Origin of the sequence: Pseudonocardia sp. N23, assembly GCF_002583555.1 — a bacterium.
Taxonomy (GTDB): domain Bacteria; phylum Actinomycetota; class Actinomycetes; order Mycobacteriales; family Pseudonocardiaceae; genus Pseudonocardia.
Genome location: NZ_BEGX01000114.1, coordinates 526356 through 547660 on the forward strand (window position 1 = coordinate 526356; position 21305 = coordinate 547660).

Sequence of the window (21305 nt, forward strand, 5' to 3'; positions counted from 1 at the left end):
GCGAGACGTGGCCGTACCGCAGACGCCCCCCGACTGCGGTACGGCCACCCGAACGGCGGCCCCGCCCCGCGCGGCGCCCGCCGCCGTGGAGCACTACGGTTCACGAGTGGATCGCGAGGACACCAACACCCGGACGATCGGTTCCGAGACAACGGGTCCGCACGCGCCGGACCCCCGCACCGTCGACCGTCTGCTCGGCGGTGCCCACCACAACCCGCACGGCGTTCTCGGCCTGCACCCGGGACGCGACGGCACCGTCGTGCGCACCCTGCGCCCGCACGCCGACGCCGTGAGCGTCCTGCTCGGCGGCGACGCCGACAGGGCCCACCCCCTGACGAAGGTGCACGACGCCGGGCTCTTCTCCGGCATCGTCCCCGGAACCCCCGACGACTACCGCCTGTCCGTCACCTATGGCGAGGACACCCACATCGTCGACGAGCCCTACCGCTGGCTGCCCACCCTCGGCGAGGTCGATCTCCACCTCATCGCCGAGGGCCGCCACGAACGACTCTGGGACGTGCTCGGGTCACACGTCCGCAGCTACGACACCCCGTCCGGCGCCGTCACCGGCACCAGCTTCGCCGTGTGGGCCCCCACCGCGCAGGGCGTGCGCGTCACCGGCGACTTCGACGGCTGGGCCGGGTGGGCGCACCCGATGCGCTCGCTGGGCAGCTCCGGGGTCTGGGAGCTGTTCGTGCCCGACGTCGGCGTCGGGACCCGGTACAAGTACCGGATCCTCGGCCAGGACGGCCGTTGGCGCGACAAGGCCGACCCGATGGCCTTCGCCACCGAGATCCCACCCGCGACGGCGTCGGTCGTGACCGAGCCCGGCCACGAGTGGGCCGACGGCGAGTGGATGACCGCACGCACCGACCGGCGCGCGCACGCCGAGCCGATGAGCGTCTACGAGATTCACCTCGGCTCCTGGCGGCCCGGCCTGAGCTACCGCGAGATGGCCCACGAGCTCGTCGACTACCTGAACGAGACGGGCTTCACCCACGTCGAGCTGCTGCCGGTGGCCGAGCACCCGTTCGGCGGGTCCTGGGGATACCAGGTCACGTCGTACTACGCCCCGACCTCGCGGTTCGGCAGCCCGGACGACTTCCGCCACTTCGTCGACACCCTCCACCAGGCGGGCTACGGCGTCATCGTCGACTGGGTGCCCGCGCACTTCCCGCGCGACGAGTGGGCGCTCGCGAAGTTCGACGGCGGCCCCCTCTACGAGCACGCCGACCCGCGCCGCGGCGAGCAGCCCGACTGGGGCACGCTCGTGTTCGACTTCGGACGTCGCGAGGTGCGCAACTTCCTCGTCGCCAACGCGCTGTTCTGGTGCGAGGAGTTCCACATCGACGGGCTGCGCGTCGACGCGGTCGCCTCGATGCTCTACCTCGACTACTCCCGCGCCGACGGGCAGTGGCTGCCCAACATCCACGGCGGCCGCGAGAACCTCGACGCGGTGGCGTTCCTCCAGGAGATGAACGCCACCGTCTACCGCAACCACCCCGGCGTCGTGACGATCGCCGAGGAGTCGACGGCGTGGCCGGGCGTCACACGGCCCACCCACCTCGGCGGCCTCGGCTTCGGGTTCAAGTGGAACATGGGCTGGATGCACGACACGCTCGACTACACCGGGCGCGATCCGATACACCGCAGCTACCACCACAACCAGATGACGTTCGCGCTGATGTACGCCTTCAGCGAGAACTACGTCCTGCCCATCAGCCACGACGAGGTCGTACACGGCAAGGGCTCGCTGTGGACGCGCATGCCCGGCGACGACTGGAACAAGGCCGCGGGCGTCCGCGCCCTGCTGGCGTTCATGTGGGCCCACCCCGGCAAGCAGCTGCTGTTCATGGGCAGTGAGTTCGGGCAGGTCCGCGAATGGTCCGAACAGCGCCCGCTCGACTGGGAGCTGCTCGAGGACCCGCTGCACTCGGGCGTCCGGTCACTGGTCGGCGACCTCAACCGCGCCTACCGCGACCAGCCCGCCCTCTGGGCCCTCGACACCTCCCCGGCCGGGTTCTCCTGGATCGACGCCAACGACGCGTCCGGCAACGTCCTCAGCTTCCTGCGCCACAGCGGACGCGACTCCGACGACGGCACCCCCACCGTGCTGGCCTGCATCGCCAACTTCGCGGGCGCACCCAACGAGAACTACCGTGTCGGGCTGCCCTTCGCCGGACGCTGGCGCGAACTGGTCAACACCGACGCCGAGGCCTACGGCGGCTCCGGCGTCGGCAACCTGGGCGTCGTCGAGGCCGAGCAGACGCGCTGGCACGGACGGCCGGCGTCCGCGGTGCTGCGGCTGCCCCCGTCGGGTGTGCTGTGGCTGGTGCCCGACAACACGGGTGGCCCGGTGCACCGCAGCGCCGTCGCCGCGGCCGCGGTGTCCGACGCCCCGGCGCCGACCCGTGTCACCGAACCGCCGGTGGTTCCCGTGCCCGAGGGCGCGGGCATCTCCCCGGTCCCGGGCCCGCCCGCAGCACCGGTGCCCGACGCCGATCCGGGCGCGGTCAGCGAGGCCCGCGACATCGAGCCGCCGGCTCAGCCCGACGCCGCGGTCCGTTCGGGTTCGTCGGCCGGAGCGTCGGCGGCCGTCCCGGCGCCGCGGTCCGACGCCGCCGGCACCGACGACGCCACCAGCAGCGACACCCAGTAGGCCAGCAGGACCACGCAGTACAGCGACCGGCCGACGGGCGACCACGGGTCCCCGTCGGCCCACAGCGCGCCCCACGACACCGGGATCACCGGAACCGCGAGGAGCACCGCTGCGACAGGCCGCGACCAGCGCAGCTCCCGGCCGGGCTGCTCACGGCCCGGCTGCTCACGGCCCAGGGCCACCAGCACGAGCACGCCCGGCCACAACAGGAGCAGGTAGTTGTGCCAGGCGATCGGCGCCGTCAGCAGACCCGCGGCCACCACCGCCCACGGCGCCGTCCCCGCCGGGTCGGCCGCACCGCGGCGGGCGCTCCTGCCCAGCACCACCAGCGTCGCCACCAGGAGCAGTGCGCCTGCGGCCGTCCCGATCGTCGACGACAGCCCGAACCGCACCGCCACCCCGGGCAGCGCCGCGTTGTCGCCGACGTCCGGCACCGCCGTCGTCAGCCCGATCCGCAACCACTCCAGCCCACTCGACCAGCCGGCCACCGCGACCCCGACCAGGGTCGCCGCCGCCGCACCGCCGATGCCTGCCGCGCCCGGCCGCCACCGGCCCTGCACGAAGGGCAGCAACAGGATCGGCGCCAACGACGGCTTGAACGCCACCGCCACCCCGTACAGAACAGCCGCGAGCACAGGACGTCCGCGGCGCTCCGCGATCCAGCCCGCCGCCATGGCCACCAGCAGCAGCCCGTAGATCTGGCCCAGCAGCAACGTGCCGTGCAGCGGCGACGACAACAGCAGCGCCAGCACCGCCGCCGTCGTCCAGAACGTCCCGAGCCGCAGCTCCCGCGCCACCGCCAGCACCGCGCCGACGATCATCAGCAACGTCAACGCGATCCACAACCGGTACGCCGGCAACGCTCCCAGCAGCGCGAACGGTGCCAGCAGCACAGACAGCACCGGCGGGTTGAGGTTCGTCAGCTTCGCGGGCGTCCGGTAGATGTCGTCGCCGTGCAGCATCGCGACGGCCGAGTGCCAGAACGTGTCGAAGTCGGGATGCAGCTCCCGCATGTCCGGCGACGGCACCATACCCAGCAGCACCGGCTGGTAGCGGACCGTCAACGTCACCGCCGTGCCGAGCGCCACCGCCACCAGCACCGCCGCGACGATCCGCCCGGGGGTGGCCGCACCGCGCAGGCGGGCGGCCACGGCTGGGCGCTGGGGGTGTGAGTCCGACACGACCGTCGACCGTAGCGACGCCGTGACGACCGGCCGCCGCCGGGCCCTGCGCACCCCTGGGGTCCCGCCCTCCCCTGCGCGGAGTTCGGCTGGGGTCCCGCCTCCCCCCGCACCGAGTTCGACATCAGGCTGGTTGCGGGTCGCTCGGGATCGGGCAGTCCCGTGTCGAACTCGGCGACGCCGTCGCCGCGTCCGATCGGTGGGATCGCGCACTCCGGCCCCACAGCCGCGTCCCGACGATCACAATGGGCGGGTGCTGCGGGCGCGACGAGGGACGGCTGCGGTCGTGGCAGTCCTGTCGCTGGTGCTCGCCGCGGTCGCGAGCGCGTGCGTCGGCCCCACCCCGCCGCCGGTGAGCGCCCCACCCACCGGGGCCGCCACCGCCGGGGTCGCCGCCGTCACCCCGACCGCCGACCCCGCGCTCCCCGGCCGCAGCACCGACGACATCGCCCGGCTCACCGTCGACGCCCTGCAGGCCTACTGGCGCTCGGCGCTCCCCGCCGACCTCGGGACGCCGTGGCACGACGTCGCGACGATCGCGCCCGTCCACGTCGACGACCCGTCCGCGCCGCAGCCGCCCTGCGCCGCCAAGGCCGCCGACCTGCGCGGCAACGCCTTCTACTGCCCCACCGCCGATGCCGTCGTCTGGGACGCCGACGTTCTCCTGCCGCAGCTGCGCGAGCGCTTCGGGCCCGCGGGCGTCGTCGTCGTGCTCGCCCACGAGTTCGGGCATGCCGTCCAGACCCGGATCGGTGTCGACGACGCCCAGCGCACCGACCCCGCCGCCCACCCGACGATCCTGCTCGAGGCGATGTCGGACTGCTACGCGGGCGCGGTGATCCGGCACCTCGTCGACGCCACCGCCGCGGGCGGGCCCGTCGAGCTGCCGATGGGCGCCGCCGAACGCGACTCAGCCCTGCGCGCCCTCGTGACCTTCCGCGACCCACTCGGCATCCTCGCCGCCGACACCACCGCGCACGGCAACGCCTTCGACCGGCTCTCCGCCGTCGAGGACGGCTACGACTCCGGGCCCACCGCCTGCGCGGCGATGACCCTCACCAACCGGGAGTTCACCCAGCGCCGCTTCGGCTCCGCCGCCGACCGGGCCCGCAACGGCAACCTGCCCCTCGACCGGCTCCTCCCCGCCGTGGCCGGCAACGCCGGGACCTGGTTCGACGGGCTCGTCGCCGCCAGGGGCGTCGCCGGGTGGAAGGCGCCCGGCCCGCGATCCGTCCCGGGCTGCACCGGCGCCGGCGACCAGGGCCCGGTCGTGTTCTGCGGCGCCGACGGCGGCGTCGTCACCGACCTGCGCGCTCTGGAGACCCTGCAGAAGCGCTCGGGCGACTTCGCGGGCGGCACGCTCCTCGTCTCCCGCTACGCGCTCGCGGCCCGTGGAGGCGCACAACTGTCGACGACGGGCTACGACGCCGGCCGCTCCGCCGTCTGCCTCGCGGGCGCCTGGACCGCGCCGCTGGTCGACCCCGCCGGAGGCTTCGGCCTCTCCCCCGGCGACCTCGACGAGGCCGTCTCCGTCCTTCTCGACCAGGACTGGGCGGAGACCGACGCGGTGGGCACCGTCGATCCGGCCGACAACGGCTTCGAACGCCTGGGGCACTACCGCCGCGGTTTCCTCGGCGGCCCCGCCGCCTGCGGCCTCTGAACCTTCGCGGGCCGGGCCGAGACCCGCCGTGGGCGAGGTCTCGACAGCAGCCGTCCCACACGCGCTGAGGACACGCCCCGCGGCCGCGCGGGACACAGCGCAGCGGAGGCCCGGCACGACAGCACCCGCCGACCGGGTCGACACCGGACGTGACACCAACGCGATCGGACCACGCTCACGACACAGTGGCGGCCGGGCGGCGGCCGACCTGTCGTCGGTTCAGCCGGGCCGCCCGGGGCCGACGATCAGAACAGGACGCGGGCGAGCGCCCTGCGGGCCGCGGCGACGCGGGTGTCGTCGGCCGGGTACAGCTCGAAGAGCCCGACGAGGTGCTCACGCACCCGGTCACGCTCATCTCCGAACGTCGCGCCCGCGGTCCTGACGAGCCGTGCGAACGCCGCCTCGACCTGGTCGACGGCCACCTCGGCGTCGGCGGCGGCGAGCTGGGCGTCGACGTCGTCGGGCGCGGCGTCGGCCGCCGCGATCGACGCCGGATCGGCCGCCTCGGCCCGCGCCAGGAACCGGACCTGCCCGATCGCGGCCTGCGCCTGCTCGTTGGCGGGCTCGACGTCGAGGATCGCCTGGTAGGCGGCCTCGGCCGCCGTGTAGTCGCCGGCCTCGAGCGCGTCCTCCGCGGCGGTGAACCGCGGGTCCTCGAGCTCCTCCTCGGGCTCCTCACCGCCCTCGGCCGCCTTGCGCTCCTCGGCCTGCCGGATGCCCGGCATCTGGGGGCGCAGGGTCTCCAGCAGTCCCTCGATCCACTGCGCGACCTGTGGCTCGGGCAGAGCGCCGTTGAAGCCGTCGATCGGCTGACCGCCCGCCAGCGCGATGACCATCGGGATCGACTGCACGCCGAACGCCTGCGCGATGCGCGGGTTGGCGTCGACGTCGACCTTGGCCAGGATCCAGGCGCCCTTGCCCTTCTCGGCGAGCCGCTCGAGAACAGGGCTGAGCTGCTTGCAGGGCTGACACCACGTCGCCCACAGGTCGACGACGACCGGGATCTGCGTCGACCGGTCGAGGACGTCCGCCTGGAACGTCTGCTCGGTGACGTCGATGACCCAGGCCCCGCCGCCGGCGTCCGGACCGGGGCCCGGGGCACCGCCCGCGGGAGAGCCGGGGGCCTGCGCACGCGCGGCCGCTTCGGAACGCGCCTTCAGCGCGGACAGGTCGACGGCACCAGCCATCGACGCCATCGCCGCCGACTGCGCCATCTGGCGAGGATCAGGACGTGACACGTCCCTCATCCTGGCACGACCCCACACCAGCGGGCGCGCCCGCCCCGGGCCCGGGGCCTCCGGGGCCGGACAGCGGCGACCGTGTCGACGACGGCGCTCGGCCCGGACCTCGGCCCCGGCCCGGCCGCGCCCCGGGGCCGAGGTCCGCCGCATCACTCCGCCGGTCCGTTCGTTGGACCGGGCAGGGGTGCGTTCGGCGAGCACGCCTGCACTCCGCGTGACCGAAACCCGGGCCGTCTGGGCGGCCGACCCGACCGGAGGACGCAGCATGAGCGAGAAGAGGGCCGAGAACGCGGTGGCCGACCGTCTATTGAGCGAGGCGCGCAAGCGGACCGCGCATCAGCAGAAGGCGCCCACCGGCCGTGGCAAGATCGCCATGATCGTCGGGATCGTCGCCCTGGTGGCGAGCCCGATCTCGATCGCGGGCTGGGTCTTCGGCCTGGTCACGCTGGGCATGGGCATCAGCGCCGTACGCAGGCCCGACCAGGCGAAACTTGCGAAGATCGCCATCGCGCTGGGTGCCGCGGCGATCTTCGTCGGGACGTTCTTCTACACACTGAGCATCTCGATGCGCTGATCCGCCGGCACGTCCCGGTCCGTCAGGCGTCGCCGAGAGCCTGGTCGATCCGCTCGACCTTCGCCGTCAGCTGGTCGGTGAACCCCGGCCGGATGTCGGCCTTGAGTACCAGGCTGACCCGCGTCGACCGCGCCTGGACGGCCTCGACCGCGCGCTTCACGACGTCCATCGCCTCATCCCAGGTCTCGGCCTCGATCGTGGTGAACATGGACGTCGTCTCGTACGGCAGCCCCGACTCCCGTACGACCCGCACCGCCTCGGCCACCACGTCGGCCACGCTGTCGGAACCGCCACCGGCCGGCGCCACGCTGAATGCCACGAGCATGTCCGCAGCCTGCCGTACCGGGCGGCCGCCCGCGAGGCCCGTCGACGCGGCTCACACCTGCCACGCCGACGCCGATCATGGGTCTCGGACAGCGCTCCGCACTGCTAGCGTTCCTGGTCATGGTGTCGCGCGATCCGCTCCCGTTCGACCCGATCGAGCGCGCGGCCGAGCTGTGGGAGGCGCGGATCGGGCCGTCGGGGACGATGGCCGCGGTCACGAGCGTCATGCGGGTGCAGCAGATCCTGCTCTCGGCAGTCGACGTCGCACTGCGCCCCCACGGCCTGACGTTCGCCCGGTACGAGGCACTCGTCCTGCTCTTCTTCTCGCGCCGTCGCAGTCTCCCGATGCGGGTCATGGGTGAGCGGCTCCAGCTCCACCCGACGAGCGTCACCAACATCGTCGACCGGCTGCAGGCCGACGGCCTCGTGCGGCGCGTCCCGCACCCGACCGACCGCCGCGCGACGCTCGTGGAGATCACCGAGGACGGCCTGAACCGGCTCGCCGACGCCACGAAGTCGGTCACCGACGACGACTTCGGCCTCCGCGGCCTCGACCCCGGCGAGAGCAAGCAGCTCACCACCCTGCTCGGCCAGGTCCGCCACGCCGTCGGCGACTTCGACTGACCGTGCGGCTGCCTGCCGCGGCCACGCGGGGGGCGCCCCGGATGGTCCGACCGCCCACCGAGCGCCCCCGCCGGCACGGCGTTCATCCGCGACCGACCCGCCGGCCGCGGCCCCGGCGCGGGCGCACCTCGCCCGACCCCGACCTGCGCACGTGCCCGTCGGGGCCCGGCCACGCCCGCATGGTGCGGGGAGCCGTCGTACCGCGCCGACGCCGCGCGCGACGGGCGCGCCCCGCGCCGTAGCCCGCCGCCATCCCGCTCCCGACCGACCCGGCGATGATGTACACCGAACACGCTGTCCACCCCACTGTCGCTCCACCCCTGCTCGTGGCAGCACCCGCGGCCGCCGTGAACACCTGTCGACTCAACAGGGTTGACAGTAGCCATGGCCCCCGACAAGATCGTCGCCGTGAACGTCGAGGAGATCGGTGGCGCGATGCGTGCCGAGCGCGCGGCCCGTGGGTGGTCGCTGGCCGACGCGGCCCGTGAGGTCGCCGCGCTCGCCGCGCGTACGGGCGGGCGGACGGCGTCGCCCGCGAGCCTGCGGACGCAGATCTCACGCTGGGAGAACGGCCGGGTCGTGCCTGACGCGGACTCACTCGCCCTCCTGCGAACGCTCTACGGCAGGCCCGATCTCGCCGTCGGAGAGCAGCCCGCGGTCGACGGTCCGGCAGCCTCCCCGGCGGAGCGGTTGCGCGCGGCGGTCGCCCGGGCCCACGCGGTCGATGACGGCGCACTGCGCCTGCTGCGCAGGCAGCTGGCGCTGACCGCCGAGCTCGACGCGACGCTCGGCGCGGCGGGAGCGGCCACGGTGGTGGCGGCGCAGATCGAGCAGCTCGACGTGACGTCGGCCCACGCGATCGACCCGTACCGCAGGCGCGCGGTGGCCGAGCTGCTGGCCCGAGCCGCACTCCTCGGCGGCTGGCAGGCCCTCGACCAGGACGAGGCCGATGTCGCCTTCGCCCGGCACCGGCAGGCGCACGACGCGGCCCTGGTCGCCGACGCACCGCCGCTCGCCGGTCAGGCGTTGGCCGGCTGCGCGGCGGCGCTCCTGGCCGCCGGGCTGCCCGCCGAGGCCGAAGCGGTCCTCACCGGAGCACCGGAGTCGGGGCCCGGTGGGGCGTGGGCCCGCATCGCCCGCGCCGAGATCCGGATCGCCGGCGGCGAACGGGGCGAGGCGACCCGCCTCTACGACGATGCGGCAGCGCTCGTCGAGGACACCGACGACGGCGAGCGCGTGCTGTGGCGGGACGGCGTCGTCCCGCCCGTGCTCGCGCCGCAGGTCTCCCACCGCCGCGACGCGGCCTTCGCCCCCTACGACGACGAGGCGCTCGCCCACCTCCGGGCCGGTGTCGACGAGCCCGGTCTCCCGGCCCGGGAACGTGCACGCCTGCGGACGCAGCTGGTCCTCGCGCTGGTGGCGCGGGGCGTCCGCGAGGAGGCGCAGGAGCAAGCCGGACGTGCGCGTGAGCTCGCCGGAGCCATCGGCTCACGACGGGCGCAGCGGCTCCTCGACGAGGCACTCGGATGACCTCCGCAGCCAGGCCCACGGTCGGCCGGGAGCACCGAAAGGGCGCCGCGGACGCGATGGGGTCGCCACGACAACCGGCTCCCGGGTGTGCGAGATCCGGTCAGCCCGGTCGCCCGACCCCGAGGGCCTCGATCAGCGCGTCGGCGGCCGAGTACGGGTCGAGATCCCCCGCTCCGACGCGCGCGGCGAGCGCCGGCAGGGCAGCAGACCCGCCCAGGTCGCCGAGGCGCTCCTGGAGTCTGCGCAGCGCGACGGCCTGGATCTCCGCCTCGGCTCGCCGGTTGCGCCGGCGCGCCCCCTCACCGCTGCGGTCGAGCCACTCGCGGTGGGCGTCGACGGCGGCCACGAGCTCGTCGATGCCCTCGGCGCGGGCGGCGACGGTGCGCACGATGGGCCGGGTCCAGCGCTCGTCGACGTCGCCACCGTCGGCGGCGTCGGTCCGAGCTCCGAGCGAGACCATGTACCGCAGGTCGCGCACGGTCTGCGCCGCTCCGTCGCGGTCGGCCTTGTTCACGACGAGGACGTCGGCGATCTCGAGGATTCCGGCCTTCGCGGCCTGGATGCCGTCGCCCATCCCCGGGGCGAGGAGCACGAGGGTGGTGTCCGCCAGCCCCACGACCTCGATCTCGGACTGCCCGACCCCGACGGTCTCGATGAGCACCACGTCGCAGCCGGCGGCGTCGAGCACCCGCAACGCCTGCGGCGTCGACCAGGCGAGCCCACCCAGCTTGCCGCGGGTGGCCATCGAGCGGATGAACACGCCGTCGTCGGTGGCGTGCTCACCCATCCGCACGCGGTCCCCGAGCAGTGCTCCACCGGAGAAGGGGGACGACGGGTCGACGGCGAGCACCCCGATCCGGCGCCCCTGGGCGCGCAACAGGGCGACCAGGGCTGACGTGGTCGTCGACTTGCCGACGCCGGGCGAGCCGGTGATCCCCACGATCTGCGCCCGCCCGGTGTGCGGGGCGAGCGCCTCGGAGGCCTCACGCAGCTGCGGGCCGTCGTTCTCCACCATCGAGATGAGGAGGGAGACCGCCCGCGCCTCGCCGCGCCGCGCGCGGGCGACGAGGTCGTGGGGATCGTGTCGTGGGCTCAGCGTGGCCGCCTGGCGTGGCCTGGACCGGGCATGCGGGTCAGGACGTGGCCGGCACGCGGACGATGAGGGCGTCGCCCTGGCCGCCACCACCGCACAGCGCGGCAGCACCGACACCGCCGCCGCGGCGGCGCAGCTCCAGCGCGAGGTGCAGCGCGATGCGGGCACCGGACATGCCGATGGGGTGGCCGAGCGCGATCGCTCCGCCGTTGACGTTGACCTTGTCGTCCGACAGGCCGAGCTTGCGGGCCGACACCACGCCGACGGCGGCGAAGGCCTCGTTGATCTCGACGAGATCGAGGTCGGAGGGGGCGATGCCCTCCTTCTCGCAGGCCTTGGCGATGGCGTTGGCGGGCTGCTCGTGCAGGCTCGCGTCCGGTCCGGCGACGACGCCGTGGGCACCGATCTCGGCGAGCCAGGTCAGTCCGAGCTCCTCGGCCTTCGCCTTGCTCATGACCACCACGGCAGCGGCGCCGTCGGAGATCTGCGAGGCGGAGCCGGCGGTGATGGTGCCGTCGGAGGAGAACGCGGGACGCAGCTTGCCGAGGCTCTCGGCGGTGGTCTCGGCGCGGATGCCCTCGTCGGTGGAGAACAGCACCGGGTCGCCCTTGCGCTGCGGGATCTCGACGGGTGCGATCTCCTCGGCGAAGACGCCGTCCATGGTCGCCTTGGCCGCACGCTGGTGCGAGCGGGCGGCGAACTGGTCCTGGTCGTCACGGCTGAGCTCGTACCGGGCGTTGTACTTCTCGGTCGAGGCGCCCATCGCGACCTGGTCGAACGCACAGAACAAGCCGTCGTAGGACATGTGGTCCTGCATGGTGACGTCGCCGAACTTGAAGCCCTCCCGCGACTTCGCCAGCAGGTGCGGGGCCTGGGTCATCGACTCCTGGCCGCCGGCGACGACGATGTCGAACTCGCCCGCGCGGATGAGCTGGTCGGCCAGGGCGATGGCGTCGATGCCCGAGAGGCAGACCTTGTTGATCGTGAGGGCGGGCACGTCCATCGGGATGCCCGCGGCGGCGGCGGCCTGGCGGGCGGGGATCTGGCCGGCACCTGCGGTGAGGACCTGGCCCATGATCACGTAGTCGACCGCGTCGGGTGCGACACCGGCGCGCTCGAGCGCGGCCTTGATCGCGATGCCCCCCAGCTGGGCGCCCGAGAAACCCTTGAGGGAACCGAGCAGGCGCCCCATGGGGGTGCGGGCACCGGCGACGATGACGGATCCGGACACGGAAGACCTCCAGCGACTGCGGCGGCTGAGCAGTGGACGGTTGAGGACGTTCGACGGCCGACTGACCGGCCTGGGGCGCACTGCCGCACGTGGTGCGGCCCCGTGTCCCGGCGTCGTGGCGCAGCCCGCGAGAACCGCGCCGGCGGCGGGACCTCCCAGGGACCATACCTGCGCGCCGGAGCTTTCGAACCTGTCGCAACGGATGAGCCGATGAGAGCCCGAACACGCCGTCCCGCAGCTACATTCCCTGGTCATGACAGCAGACACGACCGGCATCGGCGCTCTCGTGACGGCAGTGGACCACGTCGGCATCGCCGTCGCAGACCTCGACGAGGCGATCGCCTGGTACCGGGACAACCTGGGGCTGGAGGCCGTCCACGTCGAGACGAACGAGGAGCAGGGGGTGCGCGAGGCCATGCTCTCCGCACCGGGCGACTCCGGCACCCAGATCCAGCTCCTGGCGCCGCTGAACGAGCAGTCGACCATCGCGAAGTTCCTCGATCGCAACGGCCCCGGCCTGCAGCAACTGGCCTACCGGGTGCACGACATCGACGCCGCGGCGGAAGCCCTGCGGGCGAAGGGCGTGCGCCTGCTCTACGACGAGGCCCGCAACGGCACGGCGGGGTCGCGGGTCAACTTCGTGCACCCGAAGGACGCCGGCGGTGTCCTGGTCGAGCTGGTCGAGCCCGCGGCGGACGCACACCACTGACCTGGCCGGACGGGCAGCCGCCGACCTGTCCGGACGGACACGGCGCCGGCGTCCCGGACGGCTTCCGCCGGCGTGTCCCGGGCGCATCACAGTCGCACCCCGGGCGCATCACAGTGCCGCTCGCGCCCTGGTCGGCGTCGCCGTCCCGTGGCCGTCATCCCGGACGTCCAGGACGTGGCGTCGACCACCCGGTGCGGTCGACCAGACACGCAGCTGTTGTCGTTTGGCATAGTTATCACTACCTTCGGGATGTCAAGCGGCAGCAGTTCGCGATGCCGGACACGACTCAGCCACCGGAGGCAGGCCGTGAAGGAGATTCTCGAGGCGGTTCTCGCCGAGCAGTACGACGCGATCGGCGCGCTGCCAGTGCCGGAGGACTACCGCGCCGTCACCGTCCACAAGGACGAGCAGACGATGTTCGAGGGCATCGCGACCAGGGACAAGGACCCGCGCAAGAGCCTGCACATCGAGCAGGTCGCCACCCCCGAGCTGGGCCCGGGTGAGGCCCTCGTCGCGGTCATGGCCAGCGCGATCAACTACAACACCGTCTGGACCTCGATCTTCGAGCCGGTGTCGACGTTCGGGTTCCTCGAGCGCTACGGGCGCATGTCGCCGCTGGCGTCGCGGCACGACCTGCCCTACCACGTCGTCGGGTCCGACCTGGCCGGCGTCGTCGTGCGCACCGGCCCGGGCGTCAACGCCTGGAAGCCGGGCGACCGCGTCGTGGCGCACTGCCTGTCCGTCGAGCTCGAGAGCCCCGACGGCCACAGCGACACGATGATGGACCCGGAGCAGCGCATCTGGGGCTTCGAGACCAACTTCGGTGGCCTCGCCGACCTCGCGCTGGTCAAGTCCAACCAGCTCATGCCCAAGCCCGAGCACCTCAGCTGGGAGGAGGCGGCGAGCCCCGGCCTGGTGAACTCGACCGCCTACCGGCAGCTGGTGTCGCGCAACGGTGCCGACATGAAGCAGGGCGACACCGTCCTGATCTGGGGCGCCTCGGGCGGGCTCGGCTCCTACGCGACCCAGTTCGCCCTCAACGGCGGCGCCACACCGGTGTGCGTGGTCTCGTCGCCGGAGAAGGCCGAGATCTGCCGGAAGATGGGCGCCGACCTGGTCATCGACCGCAACGCCGAAGGCTACAGGTTCTGGAAGGACGAGCACTCCCAGGACCAGAAGGAGTGGCGGCGCTTCGGCAAGAAGATCCGCGAGCTCACCGGTGGTGACGACCCCGACATCGTGTTCGAGCACCCGGGGCGCGAGACCTTCGGCGCGAGCGTCTACGTCGCGCGCAAGGGCGGCACGATCGTGACCTGCGCGTCGACGTCGGGCTACGAGCACCAGTACGACAACCGTTACCTGTGGATGAACCTCAAGCGGATCGTCGGCTCCCACTTCGCGAACTACCGCGAGGCATGGGAGGCCAACCGTCTGGTCGCGAAGGGCCTCGTGCACCCCACCCTGTCGCGGGTCTACCCGCTCGCCGAGACCGGGCAGGCCGCGCTCGACGTCCACCACAACCTCCACCAGGGCAAGGTCGGCGTGCTGTGCCTGGCTCCGGAGGAGGGGCTCGGTGTCGTCGACCACGAGAAGCGCGCCCTGCACATCGACGCGATCAATCGGTTCCGCGGGGTCTGACCCATCGATACCCGGAGCGACGGGCGGCCCCGGCACCCGTCGCCCGGTACGGTGACGCGCATGACGGGTGCCCCGGACCCTCGACGTTCCCCGGTCGGATTCCGCGTCTCGCGTCGCGGATACGACCAACAGCAGGTGGACACACATCTCCAACGCGTCGACGCCGATCTGCGCATGGTCGTCGCGGACCGTGACGCGGCCGCGGCCGGCATCACGGAGATCACCCGAGAGCTCGACGTCGTGCGCTCGGAGAACGAGGCGTTGCGGCTGCAGGTGCGCAAACTCTCCGCTCCCCCGCAGGACGTGGCGGGCATGAGCGAGCGGCTGCGGACGATGCTGCGACTCGCCCAGGAGGAGGTCGCGGAGGTCCGCGCCCGGGCCGACGGGGAGATCGCCCAGGCCCGCGCCGACATGGAGCGCGACGCAAGCCGGCTCGTCGCCGACGCCCGTGCGGAAGCGGCGCGGATCGTCGAGGAGGCCCGGCAGGCCAAGGCGGCTGTCGAGTCGCACCGCGCGGCGGTGGAGGACGACCTGGCGCGGCGCCAGGCGGTCGCCGAGGCCGAGATTCGCGCCGGCGACGACCAGGCCCGTGCCCACCGCGAAGGGCTGCTGGCCGAGTCGGAGCAGCGGCGCCGCGAGGTCGACGAGGACTTCACGATCGCGATGAACCAGCGCCGTTCCGAGGCGTTGGCGGCGTTGACCACCGAGCGCACCACGGCTCAGCGGGAGATCGCCCAGCGGCGCGCCGACTCCCAGGACGAGGCCGCCGCCACGCTCGCGCGGGCCCAGCAGCAGGCGCGGTCGATCGTCGCCGACGCGGAGGCCCACCTCGTCGAGCTCACCCAGCTGCGCGGCCGGATCGCCGAGCAGCTCAGTGGTTCGCGGGCGCGGATCGACCAGCTGCTCGAGGTCATCTCCCCGCTGCACGGCGAGGCGGAACTCCTCGACCGCCGCCCTCCGGGCCCGCTCCTCTGACCCACGCCCCGAATGCCCCGGACGGCGCGAGCCCATCCTCGCCGGGTTCGACCTCAGCCCGGTCCGATCACGATCGGAACCGGTCCGTGGTCGCGCTCGGCGAGGAGCACGGCGCACCCGGAGCGGGGCGGTTCAGCGGCGGCGGCCCGGGCGGCGGCGCTCACGGGCGTTCCAGCAGGGCAGGTGCCAGTGCCGGCGCTCACCGACGGAGCCGTACTCCCCCGCCGGCCAGGTCACGACGTGCGGTGTGCCCGACGGCAGGGTCTGGTCGCAGCCGGGGCAGCGGTACTCCTTGACCGACGCGCCACCGGGGATGTGCCGGACGTGCCAGTCGCCGTCGGAACCCGACTCCGTCCGGCTCAGCGCCGCGGAGCCCAGCGGCCGGTGCGGCGTGGCCCACTTCGAGGAGGCCGTCGTCGCGGCCCGGCGGGGGCGGTTCGCGCGCGGCACACCCCGAGGATACGGGGTGCGCCGCGCGGGGAAGATCAGCGTCCGGCGTAGTCGCGGAACCCGTGCCCGGTCTTGCGGCCCAGCCGTCCGGCCGTCACCAGGTGCTCCAGCAGCGGCGCGGGGGCGAACCCGCTCTGCCGGAACTCCAGGAACAGCGACTTCTCGATCGCCAGGGACACGTCGAGGCCGACGACGTCGAGCAGCTCGAAGGGGCCCATCGGCAGGGCGCACCCGGTCTTCATGGCGGCGTCGATGTCGTCGGCCGTGGCGTAGTGCGCCTCGAGCATCTTGACGGCGTCGTTGAGGTACGGGAACAGCAGCGCGTTGACGATGAACCCGGCGCGGTCGCCGCAGGACACGGCCACCTTGCCGAGCTTCTCGCACAGGGCGACAGCGGTGGCGGAGACGCCAGGGTCGGTGGTGACGGTGGACACGACCTCGACGAGCTTCATGACGGGCGCCGGGTTGAAGAAGTGCAGGCCGACGACGTCGGCGGGCCGTGAGGTCGCGGCGGCGCACTCGACCACGGGCAGCGACGACGTGGTGGTCGCGAGGATCACGCCGGGCTTGCAGATGTCGTCCAGGGCGCCGAAGACGGCTCGCTTGACGTCGAGCTCCTCGGCGACTGCCTCGACGACGAGGTCGACGTCGGCCATGTCCTCGAGGCTCGTGGTGGCGCTGATGCGGGCGAGGGCGGCGTCGCGATCGGCCTCGCTGAGCTTGCCGCGGACGACGCCCTTGTCGAGCGACTTCCGGACGGCCGCGACAGCGGCCTCGGCCTTGGAGTCGCTGCGGCCGCGGACGACGACGTCGTAGCCGGCCTTGGCGAAGACCTCGACGATCCCGGCGGCCATCGTGCCGGTGCCGACGACGCCGACGCGGGCGATGTCGCGCAGGGTGACGTCGGCGGGGACGGCGCCGGTGGGGGTGTCGGCGTCGGGGACGACCTTGGAGCTGTGCGGCTTGGCGTAGGTGTAGAAGCCGCGGCCGGTCTTCCGCCCGAGCAGCCCGGCAGTGATCATCTGCTTGAGCACGGGCGCCGGGGCGTGCATCAGGTTCCGCGACTCGTGGTACATCGTGTCGAGGATCTCGTAGGCCGTGTCGAGGCCGATGAGGTCGAGCAGCGCCAGCGGGCCCATGGGGTAGCCGCAGCCGTGGCGCATGGCGGCGTCGAGGTCCTCACGGCTGGCGTAGCGGGACTCGTACATGCGCGCGGCGTGGTTGAGATAGCCGAAGAGCAGCGCGTTGGCGATGAAACCGGCGCGGTCGCCGATGACGACGGGCACCTTGTCCAGCGTCGCGGCGAAGGCCCGCAGATCGTCGACGACGTCGGGCTCGGTGACGACGGAGCGGACGAGCTCGACGAGCTTCTGCACGGGTGCCGGGTTGAAGAAGTGCATCCCGACGACCTTGCCGGGACGCCCGGTCCGCACCGCGAGCTCGGTGATCGACAGCGACGACGTGTTGGACGCGAGGATCGCCGTCGGTGCGACGACCTTGTCGAGCTCGGCGAGGATCGCCGACTTGAGGTCGAGGTGCTCGGGCACCGCTTCGATGACGAGGTCGCAGTCGGCGAGGTCGGCGAGCGAGGTGGTCGTCCTGATGCGGCCGAGCAGCTCGTCGGCGTCCTCGCGGGACAGCTTGCCGCGCTCGATGGCGCGTGTCGTCGACGTCTCGAGGTGGGTGCGGCCGCGTTCGACGGCGTCGTCGGTCACCTCGGCGGCGATGACCTGTAGGCCGTTGCGCGCGAAGACTTCCACGATGCCGGCGCCCATCGTGCCCAGCCCGACGACCCCGACCGTCCGGAACTCCCGTGTCACGCCTACGACCTCCCGCATCTTCGAGGGACCCACCAGAGGGACCGACCTGTTCGGCTGCGATCCTCCCATCCCGAGCGCTCGGGATACCACGCATGTCGCGCGGAACACCCGTCCGGTCAGCGCCCCAGGCGCAGTCTCGTCATCCTGACCAGGCCCTTCATCGCCGAGGCCGGCCGCCGGAAGCTGGTCAGAGGGACAGGTAGGGCGAACCGCTGGCGGGCCACCGCCTGGGCCCGGGCGAACTCGCGCAGGCCGTCGTCGCCGTGGATGCGGCCGAAGCCGGAGTCGCCGACGCCGCCGAACGGCAGCGCGGGGATGCCCGCGAAGGAGATGACGCCGTTGACCGCGACCATGCCGCAGCGCAGCCGGTCGGCGATCTCCTCGCCGCGGGCCCTGGAGAACACCGAGGCCCCGAGCCCGTAGCCGGTGCCGTTGGCGCGGCGTACCGCCTCGTCGACGTCGGGTACCCGGTTGACGACGAGCAGCGGCCCGAACGTCTCCTCCGTGACGGCGACGCTGTCCTCGGGCACGTCGGCGACCACGACAGGGTCGACGAAGCCGTCGCGCACCGACCCGGGCCCGCCGACGAGCGCGGTCCCGCCCGCGGCGATGGCGTCGCGGACGTGACGTTCGACGATCCCGGCCTGCGCGGGCATGGTCATCGGCCCGAACGACTCCCCCGCCCGCAGCGTCGCGGCGCGCTTGGCGACCTCGGTGTTGAAGGCGTCGGCGACGTCGTCGAGGACGTAGACCCGTTCCACGCCGACGCAGGTCTGGCCGGCGTTGGACATGCCGCCCCACACGGCGGCGTCGGCGGCGGCGGCGATGTCGGCGTCGGAGTCGACGATCATCGCGTCCTTGCCGCCGCACTCGATGAGGACGGGGACGAGGTTGTCCGCGCACGCCGCCATGACCTTCTTCCCGGTGGCGGTGGAGCCGGTGAACGCGATCTTGCCGACGCCCCGCGCCCGGCACAGCGCCGCGCCCGTCTCCCCGAAGCCGGTGACGACCTGCAGCAGCGGCGCGTCGGGGACGGCTTCGGCGAGGGTGTCGGCGAGCGCGCGGCCGACACCCGGGGTGAGCTCGCTGGGCTTGAAGACGACGGTGTTGCCTGCCGCCAGCGCGTAGGCGATGGACCCCATGGGGGTGAAGACGGGGTAGTTCCACGGGCCGATGACGCCGACGACGCCGACCGGCGGGTACGACACCGTCGCGGCCTGGTTGGCGCCCATCAGCCCGGGGCGCACCGTGCGCTTGCCGAGGACGCGCTTGGCGTTGCGGGCGGCCCAGTCGAGATGGTCGACGGCGAGGATCAGCTCGAGCCGGGCGTCGTCGAGGGGTTTGCCGGTCTCGGTGACGATGACGCCGGCGAGGTCGTCGATGCGCTTGGCCAGCAGCGACCGCCATGCGGCGAGCTTGGGGAGGCGGCCGTCGAACCCGAGGCCGGCCCACCACTGCGCGGCGGCCGTCGCCCGGTCGACGGCGGCCGCGACGGCGGCGGCGTCGTGCACGGGATGGGTGCCCACGACCTCTCCGGTGCGCGGGTCCTGCGACTCGAACGTCCGCGGGGCGGCGTCGGTGGCGGTCATTACTCCACAGTAACCGGGTCGGCGCACGTCATGGGGGCCGACCGCGACCCGAGCGGGCCGCGGCCGGCCGGACCACGGACGGATCAGGCGAACGTGATGAGCGGCTTGATGATGCCGTCCTCCTTGCTGGTCATCATCTCGAAGGCGCGGGAGACGTCGTCGAAGCCGAAGGTGTGGGTCGTCATCGGTGTCGGGTCGATGCGGCCCGACAGCATGAGCTGGAACATCCGGCCCATCCGCTCGCTGCCGCCCGGGCACAGACCGGTGTGGATGGCCTTGTCGTTCATGCCGAGACCGAAGGCGTCGAGCGGCAGCTGCAGCGGCGCGGGGTTCTCGCCGTGGTAGCCGATGTTCGACACCCGCCCACCGGCCTTGGTGACGCGCAGGCAGGCCTCGAAGGTCTGCGGGAACCCGAAGGCCTCGATCGCCGCGTCGACGCCCTCGCCGCCGGTCATCTCCATGATCTGCTCGACGGGGTCGCCCTGGGAGAAGTCGACGATGTCGTCGGCACCGAAGCGCTTGGCCAGCGCCTGGCGCTCGGGCCGGGACTCGACGGCGATGATCCGCCCGGCGCCGAGGGTGTTGGCAGCCATCGTGGCGCTGAGCCCGACCGGGCCCTGGGCGAAGATCGCGACGGTCTCGCCGAAGTTGATCCGGGCGTGCTCGGCGCCCATGAACCCCGTCGAGAGCATGTCGCAGCTGTAGACGGCCTGCGCGTCGCTGAGGGCGTCCGGAATGGCGGTGAGGTTCGCCTCGGCCGCGGGAACCACGAAGTACTCGGCCATGTTGCCGTCCATCTGGACGGTGTACTTGTAGCCGCCGAGCGCGCCGCCGCACTGGCTGGTGAAGCCGCGCTGGCAGTAGGCGCAGCGGTAGCAGGGCGTCACGGCGTTGACGGCGACGCGCTGGCCCTCGGTCCAGCCGTTGACCGCCGAGCCCAGCTTGTGGATCACCCCGACGGACTCGTGGCCGAGGGTGCGTCCGTCCGGGACCGGGAGCGCCCCCTTGACGGTGTGGACGTCCGAGGTGCAGATCAGCGCCGCGGTGGTGCGGACGATCGCCTCCTCCGGACCCGGCTCCGGAATGGGTTTGTCGACGACGGCGGTCGCGCCGACCCGTTCGATGATGAGTGCGCGCATGGTGTCGGTCATGAGATGAGATCCCCTGATTCCCGCCCACTGCGCTGTGGGCGTCGCGGGTCCCACCCTCGTGGAGAGCGCGGCGGTTGGCGACGGGCGCGACCGCGATTCCCGGGTGCCGAGAAAAGGGGCCGGCGGGGCCCGTCCGTCAGAACAGTTTCAGCGACGGGTCCTCGACGCCGCGCAGCGCGTCGTAGTCGACGACGAGGCAGCGGATCCCGCGGTCCTCGGCGAGGGTGCGGGCCTGCGGCTTGATCTGCTGCGCAGCGAACACCCCGGCGACGGGTGTGAGCAGCGGGTCGCGGTTCATGAGCTCGAGGTAGCGGGTGAGCTGCTCGACGCCGTCGATCTCGCCTCGCCGTTTGACCTCGACGGCGACGCTCGCCCCGGACGCGTCGCGCAGCAGGAGGTCGACCGGGCCGATGGCGGTCATGTACTCGCGACGGACCAGCGTGTGGCCCTCGCCGAACACCTCGGGGTGGGCGGCGAGCAGCTCCTGCAGGTGGGCCTCGACGCCGTCCTTGACCAGCCCGGGGTCGACGCCGAGCTCGTGCTTCGTGTCGTGCAGGACCTCGTCGATGGTGATGACGAGCGACTCGTCGGCCTTGTTGCGGACGGTCCAGACGCCGGGCTGCTCCTCGAGCCAGCACGGCGGGCTCATCCAGTTGAGCGGCTTGTAGGCCCGGTCGTCGGCGTGGACGGACACCGAGCCGTCGGCCTTGACCAGCAGCAGCCGGGGAGCCATGGGCAGGTGCGCCGTCAGCCGGCCGACGTAGTCCACCTGACAGCGGGCAATGACGAGACGCACCCCCGAGACCCTAGGGGGTGACCGGCGCCCCGTCGGACGCCCCCTCGGCGCCCCGCGTGA

The 21305-nt window shown here is 73.0% G+C and carries 18 protein-coding genes; 8 read left to right on the top strand and 10 right to left on the bottom strand.

From position 1 onward, the window contains the following. Positions 1-136 precede the first annotated feature (136 nt). Positions 137-2659 (top strand): 1,4-alpha-glucan branching protein GlgB, encoded by a 2523-nt coding sequence (gene glgB / locus TOK_RS26825; RefSeq protein WP_253258668.1) that lies wholly within the window; start codon positions 137-139, stop codon positions 2657-2659. On the opposite strand, the gene TOK_RS26830 is transcribed toward glgB, so the two are convergent. Next, positions 2545-3840 (bottom strand): glycosyltransferase family 87 protein, encoded by a 1296-nt coding sequence (locus TOK_RS26830; RefSeq protein ID WP_141566567.1) that lies wholly within the window; start codon positions 3838-3840, stop codon positions 2545-2547. The genes glgB and TOK_RS26830 overlap by 115 nt on opposite strands. Positions 3841-4126: 286 nt before the next feature. Between TOK_RS26830 and TOK_RS26835 the strand changes: the two genes are divergently transcribed. Then, positions 4127-5500, top strand: coding sequence for a neutral zinc metallopeptidase (locus TOK_RS26835; protein ID WP_098960727.1), 1374 nt, complete (start codon positions 4127-4129; stop codon positions 5498-5500). A gap of 245 nt (positions 5501-5745) precedes the next feature. On the opposite strand, the gene TOK_RS26840 is transcribed toward TOK_RS26835, so the two are convergent. Then, on the bottom strand, positions 5746-6714 hold the full coding sequence (locus tag TOK_RS26840) for a co-chaperone YbbN (RefSeq protein WP_253258654.1): 969 nt from the start codon (positions 6712-6714) through the stop codon (positions 5746-5748). 292 nt (positions 6715-7006) lie between these two features. Here TOK_RS26840 and TOK_RS26845 point away from each other — a divergent pair, with 292 nt between their 5' ends. Next, a complete protein-coding gene (locus TOK_RS26845) occupies positions 7007-7315 on the top strand; it encodes a hypothetical protein (protein WP_098960728.1) in 309 nt (102 codons plus the stop codon). Positions 7316-7337: 22 nt separating this feature from the next. Here TOK_RS26845 and TOK_RS26850 read toward each other — a convergent pair whose 3' ends face one another. Next, positions 7338-7640, bottom strand: a complete 303-nt coding sequence (locus TOK_RS26850) for an MTH1187 family thiamine-binding protein (RefSeq protein WP_098960729.1) — start codon at positions 7638-7640, stop codon at positions 7338-7340. Between the two features lie 119 nt (positions 7641-7759). Here TOK_RS26850 and TOK_RS26855 point away from each other — a divergent pair, with 119 nt between their 5' ends. Both TOK_RS26855 and TOK_RS26860 read left to right on the top strand, forming a co-directional pair. Further along, positions 7760-8263 carry a MarR family winged helix-turn-helix transcriptional regulator gene (locus TOK_RS26855; protein WP_098960872.1) on the top strand — a complete coding sequence of 168 codons (504 nt, stop codon included), beginning with the start codon at positions 7760-7762 and terminating at the stop codon, positions 8261-8263. A gap of 384 nt (positions 8264-8647) precedes the next feature. Continuing rightward, a complete protein-coding gene (locus TOK_RS26860; protein ID WP_098960730.1) occupies positions 8648-9793 on the top strand; it encodes a hypothetical protein in 1146 nt (381 codons plus the stop codon). A 100-nt stretch (positions 9794-9893) separates the two neighbouring features. On the opposite strand, the gene meaB is transcribed toward TOK_RS26860, so the two are convergent. Continuing rightward, on the bottom strand, positions 9894-10808 hold the full coding sequence (meaB, locus tag TOK_RS26865; protein ID WP_253258655.1) for a methylmalonyl Co-A mutase-associated GTPase MeaB: 915 nt from the start codon (positions 10806-10808) through the stop codon (positions 9894-9896). A 118-nt stretch (positions 10809-10926) separates the two neighbouring features. Then, on the bottom strand, positions 10927-12117 hold the full coding sequence (locus TOK_RS26870) for an acetyl-CoA C-acetyltransferase (RefSeq protein WP_098960731.1): 1191 nt from the start codon (positions 12115-12117) through the stop codon (positions 10927-10929). Between the two features lie 253 nt (positions 12118-12370). Between TOK_RS26870 and mce the strand changes: the two genes are divergently transcribed. The 3 genes from mce to TOK_RS26885 all read left to right on the top strand — a co-directional run bounded on the left by mce (position 12371) and on the right by TOK_RS26885 (position 15439). Next, positions 12371-12826, top strand: coding sequence for a methylmalonyl-CoA epimerase (gene mce / locus TOK_RS26875; RefSeq protein WP_098960732.1), 456 nt, complete (start codon positions 12371-12373; stop codon positions 12824-12826). Between the two features lie 306 nt (positions 12827-13132). Beyond that, positions 13133-14464, top strand: coding sequence for a crotonyl-CoA carboxylase/reductase (gene ccrA / locus TOK_RS26880; protein ID WP_098960733.1), 1332 nt, complete (start codon positions 13133-13135; stop codon positions 14462-14464). Between the two features lie 135 nt (positions 14465-14599). Beyond that, complete coding sequence (locus TOK_RS26885) at positions 14600-15439, top strand: DivIVA domain-containing protein (protein WP_172457801.1); 840 nt, start codon at positions 14600-14602, stop codon at positions 15437-15439. Positions 15440-15571: 132 nt separating this feature from the next. On the opposite strand, the gene TOK_RS26890 is transcribed toward TOK_RS26885, so the two are convergent. From TOK_RS26890 to nucS, 5 genes are all read right to left on the bottom strand, one after another. Continuing rightward, positions 15572-15889, bottom strand: coding sequence for a hypothetical protein (locus tag TOK_RS26890; protein WP_098960735.1), 318 nt, complete (start codon positions 15887-15889; stop codon positions 15572-15574). Positions 15890-15924: 35 nt separating this feature from the next. Next, on the bottom strand, positions 15925-17709 hold the full coding sequence (locus TOK_RS26895) for a 3-hydroxyacyl-CoA dehydrogenase family protein (protein WP_098960874.1): 1785 nt from the start codon (positions 17707-17709) through the stop codon (positions 15925-15927). 116 nt (positions 17710-17825) lie between these two features. After that, positions 17826-19298 (bottom strand): aldehyde dehydrogenase family protein, encoded by a 1473-nt coding sequence (locus TOK_RS26900; RefSeq protein WP_098960736.1) that lies wholly within the window; start codon positions 19296-19298, stop codon positions 17826-17828. 83 nt (positions 19299-19381) lie between these two features. Continuing rightward, on the bottom strand, positions 19382-20449 hold the full coding sequence (locus TOK_RS26905; RefSeq protein WP_098960737.1) for an NAD(P)-dependent alcohol dehydrogenase: 1068 nt from the start codon (positions 20447-20449) through the stop codon (positions 19382-19384). Positions 20450-20585: 136 nt separating this feature from the next. Further along, a complete protein-coding gene (nucS, locus tag TOK_RS26910; protein ID WP_098960738.1) occupies positions 20586-21245 on the bottom strand; it encodes an endonuclease NucS in 660 nt (219 codons plus the stop codon). Positions 21246-21305: the final 60 nt, after the last annotated feature.

Bases quoted from the DNA above. Each gene is read 5' to 3' on its own strand.
- TOK_RS26840 (WP_253258654.1), bottom strand. From the start codon at position 6,714: ATGGCGCAGTCGGCGGCGATGGCGTCGATGGCTGGTGCCGTCGACCTG.
- TOK_RS26845 (WP_098960728.1), top strand. From the start codon at position 7,007: ATGAGCGAGAAGAGGGCCGAGAACGCGGTGGCCGACCGTCTATTGAGC.
- TOK_RS26850 (WP_098960729.1), bottom strand. From the start codon at position 7,640: ATGCTCGTGGCATTCAGCGTGGCGCCGGCCGGTGGCGGTTCCGACAGC.
- TOK_RS26855 (WP_098960872.1), top strand. From the start codon at position 7,760: ATGGTGTCGCGCGATCCGCTCCCGTTCGACCCGATCGAGCGCGCGGCC.
- TOK_RS26860 (WP_098960730.1), top strand. From the start codon at position 8,648: ATGGCCCCCGACAAGATCGTCGCCGTGAACGTCGAGGAGATCGGTGGC.
- meaB (WP_253258655.1), bottom strand. From the start codon at position 10,808: ATGGTGGAGAACGACGGCCCGCAGCTGCGTGAGGCCTCCGAGGCGCTC.
- mce (WP_098960732.1), top strand. From the start codon at position 12,371: ATGACAGCAGACACGACCGGCATCGGCGCTCTCGTGACGGCAGTGGAC.
- TOK_RS26900 (WP_098960736.1), bottom strand. From the start codon at position 19,298: ATGACCGCCACCGACGCCGCCCCGCGGACGTTCGAGTCGCAGGACCCG.
- TOK_RS26905 (WP_098960737.1), bottom strand. From the start codon at position 20,449: ATGACCGACACCATGCGCGCACTCATCATCGAACGGGTCGGCGCGACC.